A 16959-nucleotide genomic window follows, 5' to 3' on the forward strand; every position below is an offset into this window, starting at 1 on the left:
TAATCTGCTTGTGTGACAGTCTCTTTTTATTTATGGATTATGCTAAAATACGATCATGAGCTATGATAAATAAACACGTTTAACCCTCATCATTCATTTTAGGAGTTGTAAAATCATTGGAATTACGCCAACTACAATATGCCATCCAGATTGCCATTGAACGGAACTTCTCGAGAGCCGCAGAAAAACTTCATATCGCCCAACCCTCACTCAGCCAGCAGTTGTCCAAGCTAGAGAAAGAAATTGGCGTTCTCCTGTTCCAGCGCAGCACAAACTCCGTTGAACTTACGCATGCCGGCTCTTTATTCGTCGAGAAATCACAAAAAATTCTTGATATGGTAGAGCAGCTCAAAAAAGAAATGGAAGACATTTCACAGATGAAAAAAGGACGCCTCGTCGTCGGCAGTATGCCAATTACGGGATCGACCATCCTTCCATTTGTAGTCCCTGCTTTTCAAACCGCTTATCCGGATATAGAAATTTCACTTGTTGAAGAAACTTCAGCGAACTTGGAGACTTTGACCATGAACGGGCAAACCGATATTTCTCTCCTGTCCTTGCCGCTGAGGGAAGAATCACTTATATATGAAACGCTGCTGGAAGAAGAAATTGTCCTTGCCGTGCCCCCGCGCCATCCGTTAACGCAGGCCCAGGAACCGATCAGCATCTCACAATTGGAAAAAGAAGCCTTCATCGCCTTGAAAAAAGGGCAAGGTTTTCGAAAGCTTACGCTTGATCTCTGCCAAAACGCCGGGATTGCCCCTAATATCGTGTTCGAATCCAGCAACATGGAAACGGTCCAATCGCTTGTGGCGGCCGGTATGGGCATCGCATTCGTGCCCTATTTAATCTCAAAACGCAGCTTCAGCGAGTTATCTCCCGTTCACCTTACTTTGGAAGGCCGACCGACCCGAACACTTGTCATCGCTTACCGCAAGGGCAGATACCTCTCCAAAGCAGCCGAAGCTTTCGTCAGCACGATGAAAGAGGTTATGCGAACAATTGGATAGCTTTACACGTACAGGGGGAAACGAACTGTCATGAACAAAACACAGCGTTTGATCCAGCTTATGATGGCCGTTAATGAACGCATGGCTTTCACGACCAAAGAGCTCGCCCAAGAATTCGGCGTTTCGGAACGCACCATGCATCGCGATTTACAGGAGCTAAGCGAGCTCGGAATGCCGCTTTATACGGAGTTCGGCCCGCATGGCGGCTATCGCTTGCTGAAAAAGCGGATGCTCCCTCCTATTCTGTTCACGGAACAAGAGGCAGTCGCGATGTTCTTCGCCTTTCAGTCGCTCCAGTATTATGGAGCGCTGCCTTTTGCTGCAGAATCGACGTCAGCGCTAGGCAAGTTTTATCACTATCTTCCGACGGATACGAAAAAGCAAATTGATGCGCTCAAGAATCGCGTGTCATTTTGGACACCTACCCGCACACAAAGTTCTCCTTATTTGCAGCAACTTCTGGAGGCTTCGATCGATGGGCTTCCCCTTCATATCACCTATGCTTCCAAAAATGGTGCAACGGAACGAACCATACAACCCATCGGCATTTACGCCTCGAATGGCTATTGGTATTTTCCATCTTATTGTTTTCAAAAAGATCGCATCCTCCTATTTCGCACAGATCGCTTGCAAAGCTTGACTCCTGCCGAGCCGGATCACCCTAGCAAAAACCTCATGAACTACACCATTCTTGATTGGTTATCAGGTGGAGTCAATCAGAAAAACGATTTGTCCGAACACATGAGACTTCGCGTCAAACTTACACCTGCTGGTGTCCGAGCATACGAGCGGAGCAATGGCAGAGATGAAGATGTCACGATTCATGCGGACGGGAGCGGAGAATTAGTCAGTGAGATGCACCAGAGTAATCTGCTCCATTTCTCAAAATATTTCCTGAGCATGGGCGCAGATGCCGTCGTTGAAGAACCATCCGAAATGGTGCAATGGATTCGCGAACAACTTCAGCGTATGCTTCACGCATACAGCATCATGGAAGATTCACAAACTTGAACATTTATGCGCCTTTTCAATCCATGACAAGAACTGTCATCGTATAGAGGTAAACTATAAGTGCAAAGTAACTTGGAGAATCACAAATGGAGGTTTAAAAGGATGACGAAAAGTAAACAGCTTCAAGGTCAGGTAGCACTTGTGACAGGGTCTAGTCGGGGTGCCGGCCGTGGAATTGCCTTAGTGCTTGGTGAAGCAGGTGCCACCGTTTATGTGACTGGCCGCAGTACAAGGGCACAATCGACTCATCCAGATCTTACAGGTACGATCGAGGATACAGCGGATGAAGTGACTGAACGTGGTGGCGTAGGAATTGCGGTTCGATGTGATCATACGGTTGAAGCCGATGTTCAAAAGCTGTACGAGCAAATCAAACAGGAACAAGGCACACTTGATCTTGTAGTCAATAACGCTTGGGGAGGTTACGAGGACATTGATAAAGATGATTTTTTAGCGCCTTTCTGGAAGCAGCCTTTGAAACGTTGGGACAGCATGTTTGATGCCGGCTTACGGGCTCAAATGGTGTCCAGCCGATATGCCATGTCCACCTTCTTCCTTGGGCAGAAGCGCGGCTTGATTATTAACACGGGGGTCTACTCCGACATCGGAGGCGATTACCCGGTGAATGTATTTTATGACACAGTGAAACGTGCAGTTGTAAATATGACCCGTGCTATGGCTCTAAATCTCAAAGCAAACCAGTTGGATGTAACCGCATTGGCATTAGCTCCCGGTTGGATGCGAACAGAAGCTGTGTACAAACATTACGGCCTCGAACCTGGCGATCCCGACTTCATGCGAATCGAAGAGTTACACCCGACGGAGTCCGTTGAATATATTGGGCGCGCCGTTGTGGCGCTGGCCTCTGATCCGCAGGTTCAACTGAAAGCAGGACTTCTTCATGAGGTTGGTTCCTTAGCTGCCGAATATGGTTTTACGGATATCGATGGCAGACGAATGCCGCCGTTTCGCGTCTAAATCTTTTGTTATTTCATGACCCATTTCTTTTTAAAATTATGCCAATTCCCCTAACCCTTCCACCTCCTAAAGCATACAATATAATTAAATCTTATCGTTTCTCTAATTAATTTTGATAAAGAGATACCAAGTGCCTAGGAGGCGGAAACCATGATGTTAGTAGAAGCAATTGAGCAGTCATTCTGTAAATTGCAAGAACCCTCATTGGAACAACTAAAATCTGCACTTCAGTCCGTTAACAGCTTATTTCACGAGGTGCCTGATCATAAAACTGAACCCCTGAATCTCGCTTATGGCCGCAATGTCATTTATAGCACGAAAGAGCTTGAAGTCATTATCATCCATATTCCCGCTTCGGCCGCAACAGCCATTCATAATCACGGAGCTTCGATAGGAGCTGCCTGCTTGGTTCAAGGCCATATTGTCAATTCCAAATTCCATCTGGACACGGAAGGTTACCCGGTTGTTCACAGCGATGATTTGATTCGAACAGGCGATTATTTTACAGCTCCGAAGGATCAAATCCATCAGCTGAGCAATCCGTTCCATGAGCCCGCCGTATCCATTCATGTCTATAGTCCACCGCTTACTGACGTTCATCGTTATTTGCCATACAGTGAAGTTCTCGATTACGTCATTTAATAAAAAATAGGCTGACCACAAGGTTTATCTACCTTAATGGCCAGCCTTTTTATATTAAAACTGTAGGGAATTCTCGATGAATGCTTTTAACTCTGAAATTGGCATCCGCGTTTGTTCCATCGTGTCACGATCACGTACCGTTACTTGACCATCCGTCTCGGACTCGAAATCGTACGTGATACAGAACGGCGTACCGATTTCATCGTGACGGCGATATCTTTTACCAATTGAACCTGTATCATCGTAGTCCACCATGAAATGTTTCGCCAGATCAGCAAAAACGGCTTGCGCGCCATCATTCAACTTTTTGGAAAGCGGGAAAATAGCCGCCTTGATCGGAGCAAGGGCAGGGTGGAAGTGAAGCACAGTACGGCTGTCGTCGCCTTCCAGCTTTTGCTCTTCGAACGCGTCAATCAACAGCGCCAACGTTACACGGTCCGCACCAAGGGACGGCTCGATGCAATAAGGAACATAACGCTCATTCGTTTCTTGATCGATATAGTTGAAATCTTCACCGGAATGCTCCATGTGCTGTTTCAAATCGAAATCCGTACGATCCGCAATACCCCAAAGCTCGCCCCAACCAAACGGGAATTTGTACTCAATATCAGTCGTAGCATTACTGTAGTGAGACAACTCATCTTCATTATGGTCACGCAAGCGAAGGTTCTCATCTTTCGCGCCCAGTGACAGCAGCCAGTTGTGGCAGAAGCTTCTCCAGTACTCGAACCACTTCATATCCTCGCCCGGTTTGCAGAAGAACTCAAGCTCCATTTGTTCAAATTCACGTGTACGGAACGTAAAGTTACCTGGCGTGATTTCATTACGGAAGCTTTTACCGATTTGGCCGATACCGAATGGCAGCTTTTTACGCATCGTGCGCTGTACATTTTTAAAGTTAACAAAAATACCTTGAGCTGTTTCAGGACGTAGGTAAACAACGTTGGAGCTTGCTTCTGTTACGCCTTGGAACGTTTTGAACATCAGATTGAACTGACGGATATCTGTGAAATCTTTACTGCCGCAATCCGGGCAAACGATGTTATGCTCAACAATCAGCTTCATCATATCATCGAACGTCATACCGTCTACGATGATTTCGATGTCTTTTTCAGCTAGTTTGTTCTCAATCAGCTTATCCGCACGGTGGCGCGCTTTACAGTTTTTGCAATCAATCATCGGATCGTTGAAGTTTCCTACGTGACCGGAAGCGACCCATGCCTGTGGATTCATCAAAATGGCAGCGTCAAGACCTACGTTGTACGGGGATTCCTGAACGAATTTTTTCCACCAAGCGCGTTTGATATTATTTTTCAACTCAACACCTAACGGGCCGTAATCCCATGTGTTGGCCAAACCGCCATAAATTTCAGAACCCGGGAATACAAAACCTCTGTGCTTTGCTAATGCGACAACTTGATCCATAGTAACACTCATTGTTCATTCGCTCCTTCAGTTTATCAAAATGGGGCTAAGCCCTTAGACGTCCGTTTGGATATGAGCACGCAAAAAAAGCTCCACATCCAAAGGCATCAAATCATGCCTAGGGACGAGAGCCTTACGCACCCGCGGTTCCACCCTAGTTGATACACCTGTAAAAGCCTGTATCCCCTTTATCGTATCGGCTCCGGATAGCCTTTTCCTTGAGCTTCTGTCTGGGCTCCCACCGTCCCCAGCTCGCTGAACAAGAAGTTGTTCAAGTACTATTCATCCTTCACTGCCGCAATTGATCATTCAATTGGCTTTAGTTTACAGAAAAACCGACAAAAAATCAAATGCTTACCGCCTATTTCAATAAAATTAATATAAATGTGGACGGCGGTCCTCGAAGACCGGAATTTTGGCCCTTACACGCACTACTTCCTCCAGATCAATCGTTGCGTGCAGAATCGCTTCGTTCTCATCGCCTTCCACAAGCACTTCGCCCCAAGGGTCAATGACCATGGAATGTCCGAAGAAGCTCGTTGTCCCGCTCGTTCCGACACGATTGCAAGAAACGACGTACATTTGATTCTCAATCGCTCTAGCCATAAGCAGTGTGCGCCAGTGATGCAGTCGCGGATGAGGCCACTCGGCAGGAACGAATAAAATTCTAGCGCCATCCAGCGCTAATTTGCGTGCCAGCTCCGGGAAACGGATGTCGTAGCAAATCATGGCGCCAGCCGGTACGCCTTCGAGCTCAAACCGGCCTAACTGGTCGCCGCTGTGCAGAAATTTCTCTTCGTCCATCAAACGGAACAAATGAATTTTGGAATACTCCGCAATTTCCGCCCCTTCGCGATCAAACGCATAAATCGTGTTCAACACACGATCTTCTTTTTTATCGGCAATCGAACCGCCAATAATATTCACATGGTTCGCTTTAGCAAAATTGCTCAATAGCGCTTTTGTCCGCTCCCCGTTCACATCAGCAAGCTGCTGAATCTCCGTTAAGGCATAGCCGGTGTTCCACATCTCAGGAAAAACGATGACATCCGGTTTCGGATCGTTTTGCACAGCCTCTTGGAGCAACATCTCCAATCGGGCAAAGTTCCTATCTGGTTCACCGATCGTGATATCCATTTGAATGAGTACCAAGTGAAGCTGTTTGGATTCTGACATACTGTAAATACTCCTTCCAGTGGGCGAAAATAGCCATTTCTGTTATCCATCATAATCGAAAATCGGTTTGAACCCAAGTGCTGGCTTAAGACGGCCTGAAAGCTTTCGATTGACCTCTTGCTATGCTAAGCGTTTTCCAGCCTTGTTGGCTGGCCAAGTGTTTGCTCAAGAAAACAATTTGTCCCACATGGTAACCATAATGAGAAACCTGTCGCTGAATGGCTTGAATGACCGTATGCTCTTGTCCGCGAATGCGAATGATGCGCAAAACATCCTCAGGAGTTAGGGAATGCAAGGCATCAAAAAGCACTTTCCATCCTTCTTCCCACAAAGAAAGAAGCTCCTCCCGCGAGTAACGGCTGCTCTCGAATTCCATGTCGCGCTCCCGCGTCTCCTTTTCCCCGTCCGATGTTAGAAAATCAACCCAACGGGATAACATATTCCCATGCATGTGTTTGATCAACACTTCCAAAGAATTCGACTCTTCATCCAAGGTTTGATAGAAATGCTCATCCGCCGCCTGCGCAAATGCTTGATCTGCCAGTTTTTTCATACTCTCAAAAGCACGAATCGACTCCTGCAAAAAAACTTGAGCAACTTGTGATTGGTCTGACATAGCTCTCATCACCTTTCCACAGCTTTTGAATTAACTGTATGATAAGACTAGTCCATTGTAAAATCGATTTTTTTCATCACTATGAAAAATAGACTAATCATGTTACATTTAGGTTATTAATTAAAATCCCGACCTCCGGAGTGTGAATTAAAACCGTGACTACGCTATCTACACAAACAAGTGCTTTCCCCATACAGCCTGCTGAACGTATGAAAGGTTTGCCTACCCAATTTTTTGCTACGCTCGTAGGCAAAGCGAACGAACAAATTGCCTTAGGACATGATGTCATCAATCTGGGACAAGGCAACCCGGATCGCCCAACGCCGCCTCATATCGTAGCTTCGATGCAGGAAGCAGCCGCCAATCCTTTGTATCATAAATACCCGCCTTTCAGTGGTTTTCCATTTCTGAAACAAGCGATTGCACAGCGTTATAAAGAAGATCATCAGGTTGATCTGGATCCGGATACAGAGGTCGCCATTCTTTTCGGCGGCAAAACAGGACTCATCGAGATCGCTCAGTGCTTATTGAATCCTGGCGATGTTTGCCTCGTGCCTGACCCGGGTTATCCCGACTATTGGTCAGGTGTCGCATTAGCCGGAGCGGAGATGGCTTTCATGCCTTTGCGAGAAGAAAATAACTTTCTTCCGGATTACTCGGCATTGAAGCAAGCGGATTTGGACCGCGCGAAACTCATGTTCATCAACTATCCGAACAATCCGACTGGCGCTACAGCACCCGCTTCCTTCTATGAAGAAACGGTCCAATTCGCGCAGAAGAGCGGCGTGGTCGTAGCCAGTGATTTTGCTTACGGTGCCATTGGGTTTGACGGTGAGAAACCAATTAGCTTCCTACAGACGCCTGGCGCCAAAGAAGTTGGCATCGAGTTTTATACTCTTTCCAAAACGTATAACATGGCTGGCTGGCGCGTAGGTTTTGCGCTGGGTAACAAGGAAGTCATCCGCCTCATCAACTTAATGCAGGATCATTACTATTGCTCCTTGTTCGGCGGCATTCAAGCTGCTGCGGCAACGGCCCTTACTGCTTCCCAAGATTGCGTCAGCGAGCTTAGAGATGTCTATGAAAGTCGTCGTAATGCTTTGTACACCGCTCTCGCGAACATTGGCTGGAATGCCCGTCCTTCCCAAGGCTCCTTCTTCTCTTGGCTGCCGGTTCCGAAGGGACACACGTCGCAAAGCCTTGCTGATCTACTACTTCAGGAGGCAAAAGTGGTCGTCGCACCAGGCATTGGCTTTGGTACACATGGCGAGGGTTATGTACGTCTTGGGCTCTTATCTTCGGAAGAAAGATTAGCAGAAGCTGTACAGCGTATTGGAAAGCTGAACCTGTTCGGCTAGTAAAACTAGAGGCATCTGCTTCTTTACAAACGCTTGTACCCCGTGCTATTCTATATAGAACCAAAAAAGGAAGTCTTCCAAAACTTCTATATCGCAATGTTATGATGGGAATAGTAGGAACGATCAGCACGTAAACAGAGAGTAAGCTCCACCGACTGAGAGAGCTTGCCGTGAACCGATTCCGAACCCGCCCCTGAACCGTCAACGATGAGTTGAACAGTCCCCTGCTGTTATCCAGGGAATCCAGAGTTGGGTGCAGCCTTTTTGGCGTGCGCCAATCTAAGGTGGTACCGCGGAAGCTACAGACTTTCGTCCTTATATTATGAGGACGGGAGTCTTTTTTTATATCCATTATTTACATATTGCTCAAACAAAGGATGGGATCGTAATGACACAGCGCATCGTCGTGAAAATCGGCAGTTCTTCTTTAACTTCAGATACGGGTGGTTTAAATCCCGATAAAATCCGCTTTTTCGCATCGGAACTGGCGCAATTGCAGAAGGACGGCAACCAGGTCCTGCTCGTGACATCCGGCGCAGTAGCCGCAGGCTTCACCTCCCTTGGGTACCGCACGCGGCCCAAGGTGCTGCACGAGAAGCAAGCTGCGGCTGCCGTAGGGCAGGCACTGCTCATGCAGGCGTACCATGAAGCATTTGCGTCCCACGGCGTCAGCGTGGCGCAAATATTGCTGACCCGGTACGACTTCTCCAACCGCAAGCGCGTCCAGAACGCGCTGATGACGATCGACGAGCTGCTGCAGCGCGGCGTCGTCCCGATTATCAACGAGAATGACACCGTCTCGGTGGATGAGCTTAAATTCGGCGACAATGATACTTTGTCAGCCTTGGTGGGCAATTTGGTGAAGGCCAGCAAATTGATCATCATTACAGATATGGACGGCCTGTACACGGACGATCCCCGCAAGAACGCGAACGCTCAGCGTATCGATCGCGTAGCCGCCATCAGCGACGAGCTGTTCAGCTTCGCTGGAGGTTCAGGGAGCGCGGTCGGCACCGGCGGCATGCGCTCGAAGGTTGAAGCCGCCCGCATCGCGATGCGCGGGGGCGTGCCGGTCTTTATCGGGCGCGTGCTGGAGCCCAGCGATCTGCCGATGGCCGTTGGCGGCAGCGGCAAGGGCACGTACTTCGACACGGCGCTGAACAATCTGCCGGTGAAGAAACAATGGGTAGGCTTCCACTCGCTGCCCCAAGGCCAAATCCTCGTCGATCCTGGCGCGAGATCGGCCCTGATGAGCGGCGGCAAGAGCCTCCTCCCCGCCGGTATTATTGGAGCTACCGGGGACTTCCACCCCGGCGACGTGGTGGAAGTGCTCAGCAACGAAGGTTCGCTGCTCGGACGCGGTGTTGTCAACTACGCGGCTTGGCAAATACAAGCAGCAGCAGGATTATCAACCGAAGAAGTCCAGAAGCGCGTCGAAGTGGCAAGAATTGAAGTCATTCACCGAGATGAATGGGTTCCTCTTGCTTAAATTGATTAATGAAAGTGAGGCACACCACTAATGAGACAACAACGCATGCTGATCCCGACTTTACGAGATGTCCCGGGTGATGCCGAAGTTACTAGCCACAAACTGATGCTGCGGGCGGGACTGATCCGCCAGTTATCCAGCGGTATTTACTCCTATCTGCCATTGGGGCTTAAAGCCCTTCAACATATCCAAACCATCGTTCGGGAAGAGATGGACGCCGCCGGGGCGCAAGAGATGCTCATGCCAGCGCTTCATCCCTCCGAATTATGGAAAGCTTCCGGTCGTTGGGACGTCTATGGACCCGAACTAATGCGTTTGGAAGACCGGCATGGGCGTGAGTTTGCTCTAGGGGCGACCCATGAGGAAGTGATTACAACGATTGTGAAGGACGAAATTCAGTCCTATAAAAAACTCCCTGTCACGCTTTATCAAATTCAAACGAAATACCGGGATGAACGAAGACCTAGATTCGGCCTGCTGCGCGGACGTGAGTTTCTTATGAAGGATGCCTATTCCTTCGATCGGTCACAGAGCGGACTCGATGAAAGTTATGAGAGCATGTACAAGGCTTATCATCGCATCTTCACGCGTTGCGGGTTAAATTTTCGGGCGGTTGAAGCGGATTCCGGAGCAATTGGCGGTACGGATACCCATGAGTTCATGGCGCTAGCCGACATTGGGGAAGATACCATCGTTCATTGCCCTTCCTGTCAGTATGCAGCCAATTTGGAGAAAGCAGTTGGTCAATTGCCGACGCCAGTTGATACAGTAAGCAATCAATCAGGCCTGCATCCCGAACCTCAAAAAGTGCATACCCCACAAGTGACCAGCATTAAACAGCTTAGCGAGTTCCTTCAAATCTCGCCTAAGCAAATCATTAAATCCATCGCAATTGAAGCGAATGGAGAACCGGTGATTGTTCTCCTTCGCGGTGATTGTGAAGTCAATGAAATTAAATTAAAAAATGCCTTAGACGTTACAGATTTCACTATGCTATCTGAAGCAGGCATTCAACAATTAGGTTCTATAGCTGGATTCATCGGACCGCTTGGACTTCAGAACGTTAAGATCATTGCTGACTCCTCCGTATTCGGCATGCAGGACGCTGTCATCGGTGCCAACGAAGCCGATTATCACCTCACGCATGTCCAAGTTGAGCGAGATCTTGCCCGCCTGGCCTATTATGATTTGCGAAATGTTACCGAAGGCGAGCACTGTCTAACTTGTGGACATGAACTCTCTTTTGCCAAAGGCATTGAGGTCGGTCACGTGTTCAAACTGGGAACTAAATACAGCCGTTCGCTAGGCGCGTCGTTCAGTGACGAGAACGGTGCTTCCGAGTCCATCATTATGGGCTGCTACGGGATTGGCGTTTCCCGTGTGCTGGCCGCCATTATCGAACAAAATTATGATGAGCGTGGCATCATTTGGCCGGCATCTGTTGCTCCATTCGCCGTTCATCTCCTCACGGTCCATGTGCAGGACGAGATTCAGATGAAGTTATCCACAGAGATTTACAAATCATTGACCGATGCCGGCTATTCCGTCCTCTGGGATGATCGTGAAGAACGTCCTGGCGTGAAGTTCAACGATGCCGACTTGTTAGGCTTTCCGCTTCGCATTACAGTAGGAAAGAAAGCTGCCGAACATATCGTGGAATGTAAAGAACGCCTCAGCGGAGATCAATATGAACTTACGGCTGAACAAATCATTGCGCACTGCCAAACTTTTTTCCAAACAGGAGGTCGATCTTCCCATGAGTGAAGTCGTTCAAAAGTCCAAATTAGCCAAACAAGCTGCCCAAACCATGGGCAATCTCACAACGGAACAGAAAAACGCAGCGTTGCTGCTTATGGCAGATGCCCTTGTTACTGAGCAACAAGCTATTATCGAAGCAAATGCCAAGGATTTGGAGCGTGGCAAGCAGCTGGGCACCAGCGCTTCCCTGCTTGACCGTCTTGCTCTTAACGAGTCCCGGATTGCCGCCATCGCTGAAGGATTGCGTCAAATCGCTGAATTACCCGATCCAATCGGGGATACGCTCGAAGATTTTGAACGTCCAAATGGTCTTCGCATTCGCAAAATTCGTGTTCCGCTTGGCGTGATCGGCATCATCTATGAAGCTAGACCCAATGTTACCGTGGATGCCGCAGGATTGTGCCTCAAAACAGGCAACGCTGTTGTGCTGCGTGGCGGCTCTTCCGCTCTATTTTCCAATGAGAAAATCGTCGAGGTTCTGCATGGCGCACTAAAACGCTCCGCTATACCAGCTGACGCCCTACAATTGATCTTAAGTGCAGATCGCAGTTCAGTAGATGAAATGCTGAAACTGAACGGCCTTATCGACGTTCTCATCCCAAGAGGCGGCCACTCACTTATTCAAAATGTTGTCAATAACGCCTCCGTCCCTGTCATTGAAACAGGAGCAGGTGTATGTCATACTTTTATTGACGAAAGCGCACAGCTTGAAATGGCTATCTCTATAGGGCTTAATGCCAAAGCTCAACGTCCTTCCGTTTGCAATTCGATGGAAACTCTGCTCGTACATGAAGCTGTGGCAGCCAAACATTTGAACGCGATCGCGGAAGCTTTCACAGCCGCTAATGTCGAGCTTAGAGGAGACAATCATGCCAGAGATCTGGTCTCCAGCATGCAGACAGCTGCGTCGGCAGATTGGGGAACGGAATACGGCGACTACATTCTTAATGTCAAAGTGGTCAAAGATTTGGATGAAGCGCTTGACCACATTCGCCAATTCGGCACGATGCATTCCGAGTGTATTGTGACGGAAGATGCCGCCAATGCGGAGAGATTCCTGCAGGAAGTCGATGCGGCTGCGGTTTACCACAATGCCTCGACGCGTTTCACAGATGGCTTTGAATTCGGATTCGGTGCGGAAATCGGCATCTCGACTCAAAAACTGCACGCTCGCGGACCGATGGGTCTGCCTGCCTTAACTTCAACCAAATACCGTATCTACGGAAACGGTCAAATACGTCAATAGTTCAACCAATTTGAGGAGGAATGTACGATGTCCACAACTTTATCCCAAGCCAAAATTGCTTTTGTCGGTGCAGGCTCCATGTCGGAAGCCATTATCCGAGGACTGATTCAAACCAAAGTAGCCAATCCACAGCATATTTATGTGATGAACCGTTCTGATCAAGACCGATTAGCTTTTCTTCGTTCTGAGTATGGCCTGCAAGCCACATCCGATCCTGCTACCAAAGAAGCTTACCTGCGCCAAGCAGATGTCGTCGTGCTTTGTATGAAACCCAAAGATGTTGTGACCGCATTTGAGGATCTGAAGCCGCTTTTGAATGAAAATCAGCTGCTCGTTTCCGTCATTGCCGGCCTATCCATCGCCAAAATGGAAGTATTACTGGATTCGAAGATGGCGATCACTCGCACAATGCCGAACACTTCCTCAACGATTGGATTGGGTGCTACAGGAATGAGCTTCTCCGCAAACGTGAATGATACATTCAAGCAGCTCGCAACCCAAATGTTCGAAGCGGTGGGGATTGTATCCATTGTTGAAGAAGAGAAGCTAGAAATTCTTACCGGCGTATCCGGCAGCGGCCCTGCCTACGTCTACTATTTCATGGAAGCCATGATCAAAGCTGGCATCGAAGGCGGCCTAACCGAAGAAGATTCCCGCCAGTTAACCCTGCAAACCGTGCTTGGCGCCGCTCATATGGTCCAGCATACCCAAGAAGATCCGGCTGAGCTTCGCCGTAAAGTAACATCCCCGAATGGTGCTACGCAGGCCTCCATTGAAGCGTTGGATCATTACCAATTTACAGAAGCTATTACCAAGGCCGTATTCCGCTCGGCTGAACGGGCCAAAGAAATGGGCGAGCAAATCGCAGCCCCAAGCCCAGTGAGCAAAACGTCCTGAATGAACGAGGTTTTATTCTAGCAAAGCAGGTGAACATTTACGATGAGTGCATATTGTTTAGCCACATATCGGAGTTTCGATGAGAAAGCCGATTTTCATAAAAAAGCAACGGGCATCGCTGTCGGCCTGACCGTCGGCTCATGGACGGAATTGCCTGAGGCTCAGAAGGCGCAAATGGAAAAACATTTGGGCAAAGTGATTGCCGTGGAGGTTCACGAGCCCGCTCCTGGAGAGTCTATCTCTGCGCGCTATGCGGACATTACGATCGCTTATCCTGACGTCAATTTCAGCCGCGATATCCCTGCGCTGTTAGTCACCGTTTTCGGCAAACTATCCATGGACGGCAAAATTAAACTGATTGACTTGAAATTCTCCACTGACTTCCTTGCTGGCTTCTCCGGACCGAAGTTCGGGATGCAAGGCGTGCGCGACCTTCTTGGCGTGCATGACCGTCCATTGCTGATGAGCATCTTTAAATCCGTTGTCGGCTATGAGCTGCCGGCTCTGCGCGAACAATTTTATTTGCAAGCGGCAGGCGGCGTGGATTTAATCAAGGACGATGAGATTTTATTTGAAAATCCGTTAACTCCGTTGGAGAAGCGGATTGAAATCTGCATGGAAGCGGCAGCGCAGGCATCCAAAGAAACCGGCCAGAAGTTGCTGTACGCCGTGAATTTGACGGGCCCTACTTCGAAACTGGCTGCGCAAGCCAAAAAAGCGATCCGTGCAGGAGCTAACGCCCTATTATTCAATGTATTGGCCTACGGCTTCGACGTTTTGCATGAGCTAAGCGCTGACCCGGAGATTACGATTCCAATTATGGCGCATCCGGCCATGGCTGGTGCAACGTATCCTTCACCGCACTACGGAATCTCCCCTTCTGTGCTGCTTGGTAAATTGATGCGTCTAGCTGGAGCAGATCTGGTGTTATTCCCTTCTCCTTACGGTTCTGTGGTTATGCCGAGAGAAGAAAACCTAGCCATTAAACAAGTCCTGTTAACAAATGATCTACATACCGATTACAGCTACAACGCTCCGGCAGACGCTCATTTGAAACTGGCTGCTTCTTTCCCTGTACCGTCTGCGGGTATACACCCGGGCTTGGTCCCTCTCATTCTAAGAGACTTCGGTCACGACGTGATTGTGAATGCAGGCGGAGGCATTCACGGCCATCCGCTTGGTACAATCGCCGGAGGGCGAGCATTCCGCCAAGCTATAGACGCAACTCTGCAAGGGATACACCTTCGCGATTACGCCCAAACACATCCAGAATTACAAACAGCTATTGACACTTGGGGGATTAGAGAATGAGTAAGGAACGCATCATTTTTTGCGATTTTGACGGAACCATTACCGTAAATGATAACATTGTGGCGATCATGAAACATTTTAACCCGCCAGGTTGGGACGTAATTGTAGAACGCATTTTGAATAAAAGCATATCTATTCGTCAAGGCGTCGGCGACATGTTCGCCCTGCTGCCCACTTCGCGCAAGGATGAAATTGTTGACTATGCCATCAGCAATGCCGTCATTCGGGACGGCTTCAAGGAATTCGTCGACTATTGTAAAGAACAAAATATCAAGCTATTAATTACAAGCGGAGGCATCGATTTCTTTATTTACCCGTTGCTGAAGCCTTTTCCGATTCCACATGAGAACATTTATAGCAATGCCTCCACGTTCGAGGGCAGCGTCATTGAAATACTGTGGCCTAACAAATGTGATGAGCATTGCCAAACGGACTGTGGCATGTGTAAAACAAGTATCATTCGTTCCTATGATGCCAATCGGTATGAGCGAATCATCATCGGAGATAGCGTTACGGATTTCGAAGGAGCTAAGCTGGTCGATACGATTTTTGCACGCTCCCATCTTGTCGAGATGTGTGAGAAGCTCGGATACTCGTATTACCCATTCGAGAACTTCTTCGATATTATGAAGCAATTGGAGGCTGAACCTGTAGCATGAGTATTTTACTGGAAGAAAAACAACGAGCATTCGCTGAACTGCGTGAGATTAAAGCCAATTTGGCTGCAAGAGGCTGGTTTCCGGCGACAAGCGGCAATTTATCCGTTCGTGTAGGCGGCTTCGAGCCTGAGCAATTCACTTTCGCCATTACGTCAAGCGGCAAAGATAAATCCGTGCAGACGCCGGAAGATTTCCTCCTTGTTAATGAAAAAGGGGGAGCTACGGAAGCAACAAGCCTGAAGCCTTCGGCTGAAACGCTGATCCATAGCGAGATTTATCGCTTAACGGGCGCTGGCGCTATTTTTCATGTGCATACCATTTTCAACAACTTGGTTTCAGAGCTTTATTGGGAGCGTAAAAGCATTCCTGTCGACGGCGTTGAGCTGATCAAAGCCTTCAACATCTGGGATGAAGAAGCTCAAATTGAGATTCCGATTTTACCGAACTATGCAGAAATTCCACGCATTGCCGCGCTCGTTGAAGATGCCATCGTCCCACGGATTCCTGGAATCGTTCTGCGCAAGCATGGTATTTATGCATGGGGCGCGAATGCGTTCGAGGCTAAACGTCACTTGGAAGCTTTCGAATTCCTGTTTGAGTACGTATATCGCTCTCATTTGTTGAATAAATAATAAGCTTAATAAACTAAAGAGGCTGTCTCCAAGGTCTGAAATGACCAAAGAGACAGCCTCTTCTTTTTATCTTGATTGCCTGAAACGTTGTGAATATTCCTTCGCTTGATCCACGGTGCCCACGCGATTGCGGCTCCATTCCAGCAGAATGCGGTCAATGTATCGGAAATGGACCTTGCCGGCAAAAACTGCTTCCTTCAATGCCGTCATAATGAGCTCTTCCTTGTATTGATCCTTGTCTAACCATCCGCTGATCGTTTCCAGCTCCATCGGTGTTAATGGACGTGCAAACTCTTTTTCGAACGTAGTGAAAATGTTCCTGGCTCCCTCATCGGTCGGCAATGATGTGCGCACCGCCGATAACTTAGCCAGTTCTTGCTCAGCTACCTGTTTGGCTAACTTACGGTAAAGCGGAGTAAGATTGTATCTCTCACTCCTAATCCCCGTCGATACTTCCATGTCTTCATCAATAGTAATGAATTGCTCATGGATCAACTTCTGCAAGCTGGCAATGACCAGATCAGGAGAAGCCGACATGCGGGATTGAATCTCATCCGGGGTTGGAAAATCGTACTTTTCCTTATCCAAAAAGGAAATGAGATGGATTAGCGTCATGACCTCAACTTCGCTTAACTGGAGGGCACGATAGTTCTTCAGCAGAAGAAGCGGTACCGCGACGCTGCCCTCCTGGAAGCTGGCCAATAGGACGGCCTCGATCTGCTGCTGTGTATGGAACGATTTACTCATCCGG

16 protein-coding genes are annotated in these 16959 nt (G+C 48.4%); 12 read left to right on the forward strand and 4 right to left on the reverse strand.

Going from position 1 to position 16959, the window contains the following annotated elements; all coding sequences use genetic code 11:
• Nucleotides 1-116 precede the first annotated feature (116 nt).
• The 4 genes from AC3WTJ_RS08340 to AC3WTJ_RS08355 all read left to right on the forward strand — a co-directional run bounded on the left by AC3WTJ_RS08340 (nucleotide 117) and on the right by AC3WTJ_RS08355 (nucleotide 3641).
• Nucleotides 117-1010, forward strand: coding sequence for a LysR family transcriptional regulator (locus tag AC3WTJ_RS08340; RefSeq protein WP_492521425.1), 894 nt, complete (start codon nucleotides 117-119; stop codon nucleotides 1008-1010).
• A 30-nt stretch (nucleotides 1011-1040) separates the two neighbouring features.
• On the forward strand, nucleotides 1041-2021 hold the full coding sequence (locus AC3WTJ_RS08345) for a helix-turn-helix transcriptional regulator (RefSeq protein WP_492521426.1): 981 nt from the start codon (nucleotides 1041-1043) through the stop codon (nucleotides 2019-2021).
• 102 nt (nucleotides 2022-2123) lie between these two features.
• The gene (locus AC3WTJ_RS08350) at nucleotides 2124-2999 is read left to right on the forward strand and encodes an SDR family NAD(P)-dependent oxidoreductase (protein WP_492521427.1); all 876 of its coding nucleotides are present in this window, start codon (nucleotides 2124-2126) and stop codon (nucleotides 2997-2999) included.
• Between the two features lie 150 nt (nucleotides 3000-3149).
• Nucleotides 3150-3641 (forward strand): cysteine dioxygenase, encoded by a 492-nt coding sequence (locus tag AC3WTJ_RS08355; RefSeq protein ID WP_492521428.1) that lies wholly within the window; start codon nucleotides 3150-3152, stop codon nucleotides 3639-3641.
• 54 nt (nucleotides 3642-3695) lie between these two features.
• Here the strand turns inward: AC3WTJ_RS08355 and AC3WTJ_RS08360 are convergent, their stop codons facing one another.
• From AC3WTJ_RS08360 to AC3WTJ_RS08370, 3 genes are all read right to left on the reverse strand, one after another.
• Nucleotides 3696-5078 (reverse strand): glycine--tRNA ligase, encoded by a 1383-nt coding sequence (locus AC3WTJ_RS08360; RefSeq protein WP_492521429.1) that lies wholly within the window; start codon nucleotides 5076-5078, stop codon nucleotides 3696-3698.
• Between the two features lie 363 nt (nucleotides 5079-5441).
• Complete coding sequence (locus AC3WTJ_RS08365; RefSeq protein WP_492521430.1) at nucleotides 5442-6242, reverse strand: carbon-nitrogen family hydrolase; 801 nt, start codon at nucleotides 6240-6242, stop codon at nucleotides 5442-5444.
• 85 nt (nucleotides 6243-6327) lie between these two features.
• Nucleotides 6328-6858 carry a DUF1572 family protein gene (locus tag AC3WTJ_RS08370; protein WP_157320038.1) on the reverse strand — a complete coding sequence of 177 codons (531 nt, stop codon included), beginning with the start codon at nucleotides 6856-6858 and terminating at the stop codon, nucleotides 6328-6330.
• A gap of 155 nt (nucleotides 6859-7013) precedes the next feature.
• On the opposite strand from AC3WTJ_RS08370, the gene AC3WTJ_RS08375 reads away from it, so the two are divergent.
• The 8 genes from AC3WTJ_RS08375 (at nucleotide 7014) to mtnB (ending at nucleotide 16208) form a co-directional block, all read left to right on the forward strand.
• Nucleotides 7014-8216, forward strand: coding sequence for a pyridoxal phosphate-dependent aminotransferase (locus AC3WTJ_RS08375; protein WP_492521431.1), 1203 nt, complete (start codon nucleotides 7014-7016; stop codon nucleotides 8214-8216).
• Nucleotides 8217-8604: 388 nt separating this feature from the next.
• A complete protein-coding gene (gene proB / locus AC3WTJ_RS08380; RefSeq protein WP_492521432.1) occupies nucleotides 8605-9705 on the forward strand; it encodes a glutamate 5-kinase in 1101 nt (366 codons plus the stop codon).
• Nucleotides 9706-9735: 30 nt separating this feature from the next.
• Nucleotides 9736-11469 carry a proline--tRNA ligase gene (locus AC3WTJ_RS08385; protein ID WP_492521433.1) on the forward strand — a complete coding sequence of 578 codons (1734 nt, stop codon included), beginning with the start codon at nucleotides 9736-9738 and terminating at the stop codon, nucleotides 11467-11469.
• Entirely contained in the window at nucleotides 11462-12709 is a 1248-nt protein-coding gene (locus AC3WTJ_RS08390; RefSeq protein WP_492521434.1) for a glutamate-5-semialdehyde dehydrogenase, read from the forward strand. Before AC3WTJ_RS08385 ends, AC3WTJ_RS08390 begins: the two co-directional genes overlap by 8 nt.
• A gap of 27 nt (nucleotides 12710-12736) precedes the next feature.
• Nucleotides 12737-13606: a pyrroline-5-carboxylate reductase gene (gene proC, locus AC3WTJ_RS08395; protein ID WP_492521435.1), complete on the forward strand. Its 870-nt coding sequence runs from the start codon at nucleotides 12737-12739 to the stop codon at nucleotides 13604-13606.
• A 42-nt stretch (nucleotides 13607-13648) separates the two neighbouring features.
• Nucleotides 13649-14917 (forward strand): 2,3-diketo-5-methylthiopentyl-1-phosphate enolase, encoded by a 1269-nt coding sequence (locus tag AC3WTJ_RS08400; protein ID WP_492521436.1) that lies wholly within the window; start codon nucleotides 13649-13651, stop codon nucleotides 14915-14917.
• Complete coding sequence (locus AC3WTJ_RS08405; RefSeq protein WP_492521437.1) at nucleotides 14914-15576, forward strand: 2-hydroxy-3-keto-5-methylthiopentenyl-1-phosphate phosphatase; 663 nt, start codon at nucleotides 14914-14916, stop codon at nucleotides 15574-15576. Before AC3WTJ_RS08400 ends, AC3WTJ_RS08405 begins: the two co-directional genes overlap by 4 nt.
• A complete protein-coding gene (gene mtnB / locus AC3WTJ_RS08410; protein ID WP_492521438.1) occupies nucleotides 15573-16208 on the forward strand; it encodes a methylthioribulose 1-phosphate dehydratase in 636 nt (211 codons plus the stop codon). The genes AC3WTJ_RS08405 and mtnB overlap by 4 nt, the downstream gene beginning before the upstream one ends.
• Before the next feature lie 66 nt (nucleotides 16209-16274).
• On the opposite strand, the gene AC3WTJ_RS08415 is transcribed toward mtnB, so the two are convergent.
• Complete coding sequence (locus tag AC3WTJ_RS08415; RefSeq protein ID WP_492521439.1) at nucleotides 16275-16955, reverse strand: DnaD domain-containing protein; 681 nt, start codon at nucleotides 16953-16955, stop codon at nucleotides 16275-16277.
• Between the last annotated feature and the right edge of the window lie 4 nt (nucleotides 16956-16959).

It is taken from the genome of Paenibacillus sp. FW101-FHT12H11, from assembly GCF_058790355.1.